Consider the following 10235-nt stretch of genomic DNA (forward strand, 5'->3'; position numbering starts at 1 on the left):
AATACCCCGGGTCCCACGCGGTTGACGCGCGCCCGGCCGCGCTGACAAGACCGGCCGTCCGTTTCCCCCAACCACGAAGGAAGACTCCCCGTGTACCGCAGACTGCTCGCGCTTGGCCTGCTGACGTCCCTCCCCGCCGCGGCGGAAGAGGGCATGTGGACCTACGACGCCTTCCCCGCCGCCCAGGTGAAGAAGGCCTACGGCTTCGAGCCCACCCAGGCCTGGCTGGACAAGGTGCGCCTGGGCTCCGTGCGGCTCGCGGGAGGCTGCTCCGCCAGCTTCGTGTCGCCGGACGGCCTGGTGATGACGAACCACCACTGCGTGCGCAGCTGCATCGAAGAGCTGACGACCGCGAAGGACGACCTCTTGGCGAAGGGCTTCCAGGCGAAGACGGCGAAGGAGGAGCGGCGCTGTCCCAAGATTGAAGCCAACCAGCTGGTGGAGATGACGGACGTCACGGAGCGGATGAACACCGCGACGAAGGGGCTGACCGGCGCGGCCTTCAACACGGCGCTCAAGAAGGAGATGGCCGCGGTGGAGGGCGCGTGCACCACCGGCGCGGACGTGCGGTGTGACGTGGTGACGCTCTACAACGGCGGCAAGTACCAGCTGTACAAGTACCGCCGCTTCCAGGACGTGCGGCTCGTGTTCGCGCCGGAGTTCTCCATGGCGGCGTTCGGCGGGGACGCGGACAACTTCAACTTCCCGCGCTACGGCTACGACGTGTCCTTCGTGCGCGTGTGGCAGGGCGACGCGCCGGCCAAGAGCCCGGACTACCTGCCGTGGGCGAAGGAGGGCGTGAAGGAGAACGACCTCGTCTTCGTCTCCGGCCACCCGGGCGGCACGGAGCGCAAGAGCACGGTGGCGGAGCTGGAGTTCCAGCGCGACGTGGCGCTGCCCCAGACGCTGCTCCAGCTGTCGGAGATGCGCGGCGCGCTGCGCGAGTTCACCAGCGCGTCCGCGGAGCGCTACCGCGTGGCGCGCTCCAGCCTGCGAGGCGTGGAGAACGGACTGAAGGCCCTGAAGGGCCGGCAGGAGACGCTGGCGGATCCGTCGGTGCTCGCGCGCAAGCGGCAGGAGGAGGCGGAGCTGCGCAAGCGCATCGACGCGAACCCCCAGGCCAAGGCGCTGACGCAGGGCATGTGGGAGGAGACCGCGCAGGCGCTGGACGTGTGGCGCCGGATGATGAACGACTACCGGATGAAGGGCGCGGGGGACGCGTTCCGCTCCGACCTGTTCTCCTACGCCCAGGCGCTGGTGCGCGCGGCGGATGAGCTGCCCAAGGCGAACGCGGAGCGCCTGCGCGAGTACACGGACGGCCAGCTGCCGGCGCTGAGGCAGCGGCTGCTGCGTGAGGCGCCCATCCCGGCGGAACTGGAGGCGCTGACGCTGACGTTCGGCTTCAACAAGCTGCGCGAGACGCTGGGCGCGGATGATCCGTTCGTGCGGCTGGTGCTGGAGAAGGAGGCCCCGGCGGACCTGGCGAAGGCGCTGGTGAAGGGCTCGAAGCTGGGCGACGTGAAGGTGCGCAAGGCGCTGCTGGAGGGCGGCAAGGCGGCGGTGGACGCGTCGAAGGATCCGATGATCGTCCTGGCGCGCAAGGTGGACGCGGAGACGCGTGCGTCGCGCAAGCGCTACGAGGACACGGTGGAGGCGGTGCTCAAGCGCAACGGCGAGCGGCTGGCGAAGGCGTACCTGCTGGTGAACGGCACGGCGGGCGCGCCGGACGCGACCTTCACGCTGCGGCTCAACTACGGGCAGGTGAAGGGCTGGGACGACAACGGCAAGGCGGTGCCGGCGCTGACCACGTTCGGCGGCGCGTACGGGCGTGACACGGGCAAGGAGCCCTTCAAGCTGCCGGCGCCGTGGGTGAAGGCGAAGGGGAAGGTGCCGGACGCGACGCCGCTGGACATGGCGACGACCAACGACATCATCGGCGGCAACTCCGGCTCGCCGGTGGTGAACCGGGACGGGCAGGTGGTGGGGCTCATCTTCGACGGCAACCTGCCGTCGCTGGGCGGCCGCTACCTCTACGTGCCGGAGACGAACCGCGCGGTGGCGGTGCACGGCGACGGCATCATGGCCGCGCTGGAGCACGTCTACGGCGCCACCCGCGTGGTCAACGAGCTGAAGGGCGCGCAGGCGGCGTCCGCGGCCCCGGCGCGCTGAGCTGGCGACGCCCGAGGGGGCGGGAGGACAAGAGTCCTTCCGCCTCCATCAGCGTTACGCGAATCGATCGCCTAGAGAGAGTCAAACGCGACGATTCATTGTCAACGCTTGCGCGGTAGCCGACGCGGGTTAGGAACCCGAAAAACGAAGTAGGGATGAGCTGCTTGGTACCAAACGATAGTCGCTAGTGCATGTTCCCGGAAGCTGCGGCTGTTCCAGAGCTTGATCAGCTCACTCCGGTGCAGCCTGTGCTTAGTGTCCTCACAGTGCTTAGCGGCGAATGCTCGCCCCTGATAGGGGTCGAGCTTGGGCCAAGGGTTGGTCTTGTCGTTCAGATGGCCGTGCGGTACCGAGGGATAGGAGTCGTCGTCATTCTTGGTGAAGCACCATCGGTTACGAAGCTCTGGTGGGATGAGCTGTAGAGGGAAAGGTTCATCAGGCGGGCGTGCACCTGTCTCATGGTTCTGTGATTCATTTCCCGTGGCTTCTTTCTGCGAGGCGTGTGGTTCGACATGCTCGCTATGCTCCTCTGTGCGCAGAGAGTTGGCTGCGCGCTCCGGGTTCCCGCGAGGATCGTCACCTAGTTGGCCACCGTTACTCGGCGTGCTCTCCAACAGCCAGTGGAGGATTTCAATACGCTCTTCGTACTCGTGTAAGCCGAGCAGGCCGTAGTCGAATTGCAAGCTGGTAAGGAACCAGAACGTGTCTGCGCCTTCATCACTCAAGACATCCCGCATTTTTAGCTTCCTCTTGTTCTAGACTTCTTCACTGCACCGTCATTCCTGCAAGGCGCTTCCACTATCGATTTCATTGGTGAGTTGCTCTGCCTGACCTTATGGGAGAGCAGCGACAGCAGCCCTTCCGCCTCCAGCGCGGCCCGCACGGAGGGGACGTGGCCCCGGTGCGTCTTGAAGCGCTGGAGGAACAAGCGCACCTGGTGCGCCGGCGGGGTCTCGTATCCCCAGCGGGGGTGCTTCAGGGTGTCCAGGAAGGGGAGCACGTCATGCTCGCCCAACAGCGGCCGGTGCGGCGTGGAGGCTCGGGTGTGGCACTCGCGCAGGAAGCGATTGAAGGTGCGGTGGCCTTCGGGCTCCAGGAGGACCGCGCGCAGCAGCTGGGCCTGCTCTCCGCGATCCAACAGCGCCCCCTTGCGCTGTGCGTGCCTGCGCACCCAGTACTGATTGCGCCACGCCTTCTCGGTGGGGTCCTCGAACGCGTCCGTGTACTTCACGTGGCCCAGCGCGTGCTCACCGATGACACCCCGGGGCAGCAGGCTCCGCACGTGGCTCAGGCGATCCTCCCGGCGCAGCTCGCGCGTGCGCGCGGTGGCCCAGCGGATGAAGGGCTTCACCTTGTCGCCGTCGCGCCGCCACCTCACCTCCTGGCCAATCTCCTTGCGCTCCCACGGCGCGAAGGAGGGCAGGTCGCGCTCGTCGTCTCCGAAGCGCAGCCATGTCGCCAGCTCCTGCCGCACCTCCTGGCGGGCCGCGCGGTGGATGCGCGCACGCGCCGCTCGCGCGGCCTCCCGGTTCTTCGACGGCAGCAGCGAGCGCGCCATCTGCCGGACCTTCTCGTCTGAGTGGATCATCGTCCGCGGCCCTCTCGTGGCCGGCGCGGACGTGGCGTGCACCCATCACCTGACGCGCATCGGACGCACTCCCACCGCATCGCGTCGGGTGCAAAACAACCGTGAGGCAGAACCTCCCGGGTGCTTGGTGCGTCGCGTCAGGAAATCACTACCGTGGGGATGCGGACCTGAATCCGCCTCTGTCTTCGCACGGTTGCGTTCCCCGGAACGTCTTCCGTCCGGACGCCTTCCCGGGGTGGTTGGGAGACGGCGCCCGTCGTGCGGTAGCATCTCGTTCGTCTGTCGCCGGGGGGAGGGAGGATGCACGATGGTGGTGGAGGCTCCGGAGCCCCGGACGATGTCGGCCATCATGTTCACGGACATGGAGGCCCCCGCAGGTCAACGCTGGCGAGATGAGTCGCTACAACAAGCGCTGCACGAGGAACACGGCGTGCTGGTGCGCGGGCTGCTCGCGCGCCACGGCGGCCGCGAGGTGAAGCGGATGGAGGAGGGCGGCTTCCTCCTGGAGTTCGAGTCCGGCCCTCCCGCGGTGGCCTTCGCGCTGGAGTGGCGCGCCGCCGTGGACGCGCGCAACCGCGCCGTGCCCACCGAGCGGCGCGTGTCCGTCCGCGCGGGCGCGCACCTGGGCATGGTGGTGCACCGCGACGGCGACGTGTTCGGCGAAGGCGTCAACCTGGCGGCCCGCATCGAGTCCCTGGCGCGCCCGGGCACCGTCTACGTCAGCGAGACCGTGGCCGCGCAGCTGGAGGGCCGGCTGAAGGCGCCGCCCGTCAAGCTGGGCCGCAACGAGTTGAAGAACATCCGGTTGCCGGTGGCGGTGTTCCGCATCGACACACCGGCGGAGGGCCGCAACGAGCGCGCGCTCCTGTCGCGCGTGCGTTCACTGCTGGGCCGTAGGCGCGCACGCGCGGACGGTTGAGGCTTGTGGCCGGGCGCGCGGCGGTATGGTGCCGCGCCATGTCCGAGCTCACCCTGGTCGTTGGTTCCAAGAATTACTCCTCGTGGTCGCTGCGCCCCTACCTGGCCCTGGCCCACACCGGCCAGCCGTTCCAGGAGGTGGTGGTGCCTCTGGACACGCCGGAGACGGCGGCGCTCATCGCGATGCACTCGCCCAGCGGCCGGGTGCCGGTGCTCAAGCACGGCGACATCGTGGTGTGGGATTCGCTGTCCATCTGCGAGTACCTGGCCGAGGCCTTCCCGGACGCGAAGCTGTGGCCCACGGACCGCGCGGCGCGCGCGATGGCGCGCTCGGTGACGTCGGAGATGCACTCGGGCTTCCAGGCGCTGCGCACGAACCTCCCCATGGACCTCACCGCGCGCAAGACGGTGCCGGGCGTGGACGCGCCGGGCGTGCACGCGGACATCGCGCGCATCCAGGGGCTGTGGGCGGGCTGCCGCGAGCGCCACGGCAAGGGCGGGCCCTTCCTCTTCGGCGCCTTCTCCATCGCGGACGCGTTCTACGCGCCCGTCATCACCCGCTTCGTCACCTACGGCGTCCCGTTCCGCCCGGAGAACGCCGCGTACCGCGACGCGGTGATGGGCCTGCCCGCCATGCGCAAGTGGACGGAGGCCGCCCAGGGCGAGCCGCCCCTCGCGCGCTACCGGTAGGAGGACTAGGGGGCGCGGAGCTCGTCCAGGCGCTTGCGCATCGTCCGCCGCAGGAAGTCCGTGCGGTGTGCGTCGAAGCCAATCTCCTCCAGGCGCTCCAGCCAGGGCTCCGCGCGGGTGCACAGCTGGTCGAGCAGGGTGCCGATGGCCTTCGCATTCACGCCGTAGCGCTCGCCAAAGGCGATGAAGTGGGCGCGCCGGAGGTTGTCGTCGCGCCCTTCAAACTGTAGGGCCATGCGGTGATCACCATACGGCACGGTGGTGAGCAGGTCGTAGGCGGGTGACAGACGGAACCCGCCTCCGGGCCCATCCGCCAGGATGCTCACGTTCTTGGCGTGCAGGTCCCCGTTTCCAATGAGGTAGCTGAACGAGAGCAGCAGGAGGAAGCGCGCAATCTCGGCAACGGGCGCGGCGCAGTTGTCGCGGAGTCCTTCGGCGATGGCCGCGCACTTGATGCGGTACTTGTCGCTGGTATAGCGATCCAGGAACTGACAGGCGTCCTCCTGGTGGATGCGGCGCAAGCGCTTTTCCGCCTTCAGCCAGCTGCGATCAAAGCGCTCAACGAGCAGCCCGTCGTTTCCATCACGGTCATGGATGAGCTTCGTGGTGGCGACGCGCAGGCCGCACTGTTTCGCCATGCCCATGAAGAAGTGCTCGTTGCGTACGAGCTCGGGTTTGTCTCGCGGGTTGAGCTTCAGGATGTAGTCGCGCTGTCCTGACGAGGAGACCGGAAAGGAGATGGTGGACGCGGAGATCTTTTCCTGAACGCCCGGGATTGTTGGATCTGGGCTTGCTGCCTCCATGAGTGGAAGGCTTTGGGCAAAGAGTTCGGAGAAGAGAACGGACTCGGGCTTCCATTTCGCTCTTCGGCGCGCTGTTTTGGGGAAGGGTTCTCCATGAGGAATGACGGAGAGGTCCCCTACGGTATCGGCCCCAGATGCCACCAGCAGGCTGAGCAGGTCATCCTCCGACGTCTTGACGTTCTCCATGAGAACCCGCAGGCGCAGTCCCTCGGGAAGGAGGCCCGCGAAGTAGGTGTGGAGGTTGGTGCCTAAAGTCTCTGTACGACGTCTCGAATAGGGGAGATGGACCGTGATGCCACCAGGCTCAGCCCTGTGTTGCTCAAAGAAGTCCGTCGCGTACTCGAAGATGGAACCATGGCGGGTCCGGGTGATGGAGCCGACATGGGTGGACTCACGCCACACCTCCGCGACCTCGACTTGCGTCGGGTGGATCATGACGTCGGCTCGCTCACCCGCAGACGTTGTTGGCCTGGCTCGAGTGTCAGCTGAAGCCCCAGCACGTGAAGGACGTCCAGGAGCTTGTCCAGGCGCAGAGTGGCTTTCCTGCCGCTCTCCACGTCGTAGATGAAGACAGGCCCGCACCCTGCCAGGACGCTGACCTGCTGCTGGGTCAACCGAAGCTTCGTGCGTTGGGTCCGGACGGCTTCCGCAAGGGGTTGAAGCCAAGAGATCTCAGGTCGAGCCATAGGTCGTACATTTCTAAATCCATTCGATCGAGTGGATTTCAAGTCGATTTTGGGCTGGAAGTCATAACCTGACCATCCGACACGCTATAATCCATCCGAACGGATGGATTTCAATTTAAACCTAAGTTGGAATCGCGAAGTGACCGCCCGGCATGGCAAGAATCCATGCGAGCGGATGGATTTGTCGCCATCCGAGTCCGGGCTCACAGCCCCAGCGACTTCAGCTGCGCATCGAACGTGGGCGCGTCCGTGAAGACGTGCCCGCGGATGCCCAACGCGCGGGCCGCGTCCACGAACTCCGGCAGGTCGTCGAAGAAGGCGGCCTCCTGGGGCGCGCAGCCCGCCTGCTGGAGCGCGAGCTGGTAGATGGCCGGCTCCGGCTTCACGTGCCCCACCTCGCAGCTCAGCACCAGCGCGTCGAAGCGCTGGAGCACGGGGAGCAGCGGCTTGAGCCAGGCCACGTGCAGCGCGTTGGTGTTGGACACCAGCACCCGCTTCACGCGGCCCGCCAGCCCCTCCACGCGCGGTAGCACCGCGTCGTGCACCTGGAAGTGGCTGCTCCACAGGGGCGCGAACTCCTCCATGGGCAGGTCCACGCCCAAGGCTCCGCAGACGTCCTTGCGGATGCCCTCCGCGTCCAGCAGGCCCCGGTTCGCCGCCGTCCAGCCCGCGCCGGTGAGCCTGCGCGAGGCCTCCTGAGGCTCCAGCCCCGCCCGCGCCGCGAGCCTCCTGAAGAGCAGCGCGTTGTCGTGGAACACCAGCACGTTGCCCAGGTCCAGCAACACGGCCTTCACAGCGGACACGATGGCTCCTGTCTCAGATGCGGTAGGACCGCGCGACGCCTTCCATCTGGCTGGCCACGTCCTGCAGCCGCTTCGCCGCGCCGGTGGTGGACCTCAGGCTGGTCTGCGTCTCCGTCATCATGGAGGACAGGTCCGTCACCGCGCTGAAAATCTGGGCGATGCCCGCGTTCTGCTGGTTCACCGCGCCGGCGATCTGCCGCGCCGCCGCCGCGTTGTCCTGGACGATGGTGGCCAGCTCCTTCAGGTGCTCGCCGCTGGTGCGCACCTGCTCCAGACCCTCCGCGACGCTGGAGTGGCTCTGCTCCGTCATCTTCGCCGTGGAGATGATGGCGTGGCCCAGGTCCCCCAGGATGTCGCGCACCTTCTCCGTGGCCTGGATGGACTGGTCCGCCAGGTTGCGGATTTCGCGCGCCACCACGCTGAAGCCCTTGCCGTGCTCGCCGGAGCGCACCGCTTCGATGGCCGCGTTGAGCGCGAGCATGTTGGACTGGTCCGCCAGGTCCTTCACCGTCTGGGTGATGCCGCCAATCTGCTGCGTGCGCTCGTTGAGCTGCACGATGCGCATGGCCATCTCACCGGACTGCTCGTGCAGCCCCTGGAAGCCATCCAGGCTGTCGCGGATGGCGACCTCGCCCGCGCGGCCCACCTCCTCCGCGCGCGCCGCCACGCCCAGCACCGTCTCCGCCTTCTCCGCGGCCAAGAGCGACGTCTGCTTGATCTCCTGCGCCGTCACCTGCGTCTCCTGGAGCGCCGCGGCCTGGCGGGCCACGTTGCGCTCCTGGACCTCGGAGGCCAGGTTCAATTCCGCCACCGTCTCGCTGAGGACGTGCGTGCCCTCCTGGAGGCTGGTGGCCGTCTCGCGCAGGTTCTTCATCATCTGGCCGAAGGCCTCGGTGAGCTCGCCCACCTCGTCGCGCCCCGCCTTCACCTCCATCACCTGCGTGAGGTCGCCCTCCTTCACCACGCGGCGGACCACCTCGCTGAGCGCGCGCAGCGGCCGGGTGATGCCGCGCGCCAGCATCCACGAACCCAACCCGATGACCGCCACGAAGAGGGCGGCCAGCCCCCGCACCAGCCGGCGCATCCCGTTGAGGGGCGCGTAGGCCTCGTCGGGGTCCACCTGGGCCAGGAACCTCCACCCGTCCCCCACGTCGCGCACCTCCGAGCCGTTCACCGCGACCACGGCCACGCGGCCCGTGTCGTCGTGCGCGCCGGGGCGCGTGTCGAACAGCGTCCGGCCGTCCGTGCCCCGCAGCTCCAGGGCGAAGCTGGTGTGGCCGCGGTGCCGGGCGCGGGCGAGCGCGGGCTTCACCAGCTCCCCCACCTGGCCCCAGTCGAACGCGGCGAGCAGCACGCCCAGCCGCTGGCCGCGCTCGTCCATCACCGGCACCGCCAGGGGCAGCACGTGCACGCTGTAGATGGGGTCCTCCACCTCCACGCCCTCCGCGGTGGTGATGCCGGCCTGCGCCTTCTGGAACCACGGCGCCTGACGCACGGTGGCCGCGCTCCCGGCGTACGCCTCGCGCAGGGCGGGCGTGCTGGCGGACACCGCCACGCCGTCATCGCTGAAGAGCACGATGCCGTTGAGGGTGAGGTAGCGCCGCTGCAACAGCGACAGCATCGCGTCACTGGCGGCGGGGTCCTTCGTGCGCAGCGCCTGGCGCAGGACCGGGTCCTCCGCCCAGCTTTGGGCGCTCGACTCGCGCTCCGCCAGGGTGGACTCCAGCAGGTCCTTGAATCCTTCCGCCTCCATGCGCAGCGAGGCGTCGATCTGCGCCTCCGTCTGCTGGCGCATCAGCTTGTCCTGCAAGCCGGTCAGCGCGAGCAGCGGCACGCACGACACCAGGGTCATGTACAGCAGCAGCCGGCCACGCAGGGTCAGGGACGGCAGTTTGAAAGAAGGCATGGCACGCCGGCGCGAAGAAGAGGAGACCCGGATTCCTATACCAGAACCCGGGCCCCATACTCCCCTGGCCGGCAGGCCGCCTACAGCACCGGCACCCGGTCAGGCAGCTCCCGTGCGGGCAGGCTGGAGTAGTCCGCGTCCAGGTCCAGCCGCACCCGCTGCCTCACGCGCGTGCTCAAGAGGCCCCGCAGCAGGCCCAGGAAGCCCGGGGGCGCCGCGATGACCAGCTGGTCGAACATGTGCGTGTCCACGCCCCGGTCCAGGCGGGCGGACAGCTCCCGCGCGAAGCGCTCGTGCTCCAGCTGCCGCCGGCCGTCCGGCTCGTTCTCCGGCACCGGGCCATGCAGCGTGCCCGCGTTGGGGTTGTCCGCCTGGTTGAACAGGTCGACGGGCTTGGCTCGGCTCTCGTCATGTTGGAATTGCTCGATGAGGTCCCACTTCTCAGCCTTCGCATCCGTGGCGAAAAGCCGGGCACGACTCGCGTTGGCCACCAGGATCCAGAGCCTCTTGTCCGCCATCTTCACGCCTCCTTGTCTCTTGAGGGATGCGGACCCCACCGGCCACCGGCAAGCTTCCCCCAGCGAGCCGACTCCCTGTCGCGCGGAGGCCAGGCAGCCCGCCCGCCGCCCCCTTCGCGGAAGCGGGAACACGAACGGGAACACTCCCCGTGCC

General features: G+C 68.1%; 10 protein-coding genes. 3 read left to right on the forward strand and 7 right to left on the reverse strand.

The annotated features are described in order from the left end of the window. The first annotated feature begins 90 nt into the window (after positions 1-90). A complete protein-coding gene (locus D7X55_RS09655; protein ID WP_121722894.1) occupies positions 91-2169 on the forward strand; it encodes a S46 family peptidase in 2079 nt (692 codons plus the stop codon). 101 nt (positions 2170-2270) lie between these two features. Here D7X55_RS09655 and D7X55_RS42865 read toward each other — a convergent pair whose 3' ends face one another. After that, a complete protein-coding gene (locus D7X55_RS42865; RefSeq protein WP_147470065.1) occupies positions 2271-2906 on the reverse strand; it encodes a hypothetical protein in 636 nt (211 codons plus the stop codon). 2 nt (positions 2907-2908) lie between these two features. Continuing rightward, positions 2909-3757, reverse strand: a complete 849-nt coding sequence (locus tag D7X55_RS09660) for a hypothetical protein (RefSeq protein ID WP_121722895.1) — start codon at positions 3755-3757, stop codon at positions 2909-2911. Between the two features lie 307 nt (positions 3758-4064). Between D7X55_RS09660 and D7X55_RS09665 the strand changes: the two genes are divergently transcribed. Together D7X55_RS09665 and D7X55_RS09670 are read left to right on the forward strand one after the other, a co-directional pair. Next, entirely contained in the window at positions 4065-4676 is a 612-nt protein-coding gene (locus tag D7X55_RS09665; RefSeq protein WP_121722896.1) for an adenylate/guanylate cyclase domain-containing protein, read from the forward strand. 38 nt (positions 4677-4714) lie between these two features. Next, positions 4715-5365, forward strand: a complete 651-nt coding sequence (locus D7X55_RS09670; protein ID WP_121722897.1) for a glutathione S-transferase family protein — start codon at positions 4715-4717, stop codon at positions 5363-5365. 5 nt (positions 5366-5370) lie between these two features. On the opposite strand, the gene D7X55_RS09675 is transcribed toward D7X55_RS09670, so the two are convergent. The 5 genes from D7X55_RS09675 to D7X55_RS09695 form a co-directional block, all read right to left on the reverse strand. Continuing rightward, the gene (locus D7X55_RS09675; RefSeq protein WP_121722898.1) at positions 5371-6603 is read right to left on the reverse strand and encodes a type II toxin-antitoxin system HipA family toxin; all 1233 of its coding nucleotides are present in this window, start codon (positions 6601-6603) and stop codon (positions 5371-5373) included. Beyond that, on the reverse strand, positions 6600-6854 hold the full coding sequence (locus tag D7X55_RS45740) for a helix-turn-helix domain-containing protein (RefSeq protein ID WP_121722899.1): 255 nt from the start codon (positions 6852-6854) through the stop codon (positions 6600-6602). The genes D7X55_RS09675 and D7X55_RS45740 overlap by 4 nt, the downstream gene beginning before the upstream one ends. 203 nt (positions 6855-7057) lie before the next feature. Continuing rightward, the gene (locus D7X55_RS09685; protein ID WP_121722900.1) at positions 7058-7657 is read right to left on the reverse strand and encodes an HAD family phosphatase; all 600 of its coding nucleotides are present in this window, start codon (positions 7655-7657) and stop codon (positions 7058-7060) included. Positions 7658-7670: 13 nt separating this feature from the next. After that, positions 7671-9563 (reverse strand): methyl-accepting chemotaxis protein, encoded by a 1893-nt coding sequence (locus tag D7X55_RS09690; protein ID WP_120546099.1) that lies wholly within the window; start codon positions 9561-9563, stop codon positions 7671-7673. 80 nt (positions 9564-9643) lie between these two features. Beyond that, positions 9644-10081, reverse strand: coding sequence for a host attachment protein (locus D7X55_RS09695; RefSeq protein ID WP_120546142.1), 438 nt, complete (start codon positions 10079-10081; stop codon positions 9644-9646). Positions 10082-10235 lie beyond the last annotated feature (154 nt).

Origin of the sequence: Corallococcus sp. AB049A, from assembly GCF_003668885.1 — a bacterium.
In the GTDB taxonomy this organism is placed as follows: domain Bacteria; phylum Myxococcota; class Myxococcia; order Myxococcales; family Myxococcaceae; genus Corallococcus; species Corallococcus interemptor.

Bases quoted from the DNA above. Each gene is read 5' to 3' on its own strand.
- D7X55_RS42865 (WP_147470065.1), bottom strand. From the start codon at position 2,906: ATGCGGGATGTCTTGAGTGATGAAGGCGCAGACACGTTCTGGTTCCTT.
- D7X55_RS09660 (WP_121722895.1), bottom strand. From the start codon at position 3,757: ATGATCCACTCAGACGAGAAGGTCCGGCAGATGGCGCGCTCGCTGCTG.
- D7X55_RS09665 (WP_121722896.1), top strand. From the start codon at position 4,065: ATGGTGGTGGAGGCTCCGGAGCCCCGGACGATGTCGGCCATCATGTTC.
- D7X55_RS09670 (WP_121722897.1), top strand. From the start codon at position 4,715: ATGTCCGAGCTCACCCTGGTCGTTGGTTCCAAGAATTACTCCTCGTGG.
- D7X55_RS09675 (WP_121722898.1), bottom strand. From the start codon at position 6,603: ATGATCCACCCGACGCAAGTCGAGGTCGCGGAGGTGTGGCGTGAGTCC.
- D7X55_RS45740 (WP_121722899.1), bottom strand. From the start codon at position 6,854: ATGGCTCGACCTGAGATCTCTTGGCTTCAACCCCTTGCGGAAGCCGTC.
- D7X55_RS09690 (WP_120546099.1), bottom strand. From the start codon at position 9,563: ATGCCTTCTTTCAAACTGCCGTCCCTGACCCTGCGTGGCCGGCTGCTG.
- D7X55_RS09695 (WP_120546142.1), bottom strand. From the start codon at position 10,081: ATGGCGGACAAGAGGCTCTGGATCCTGGTGGCCAACGCGAGTCGTGCC.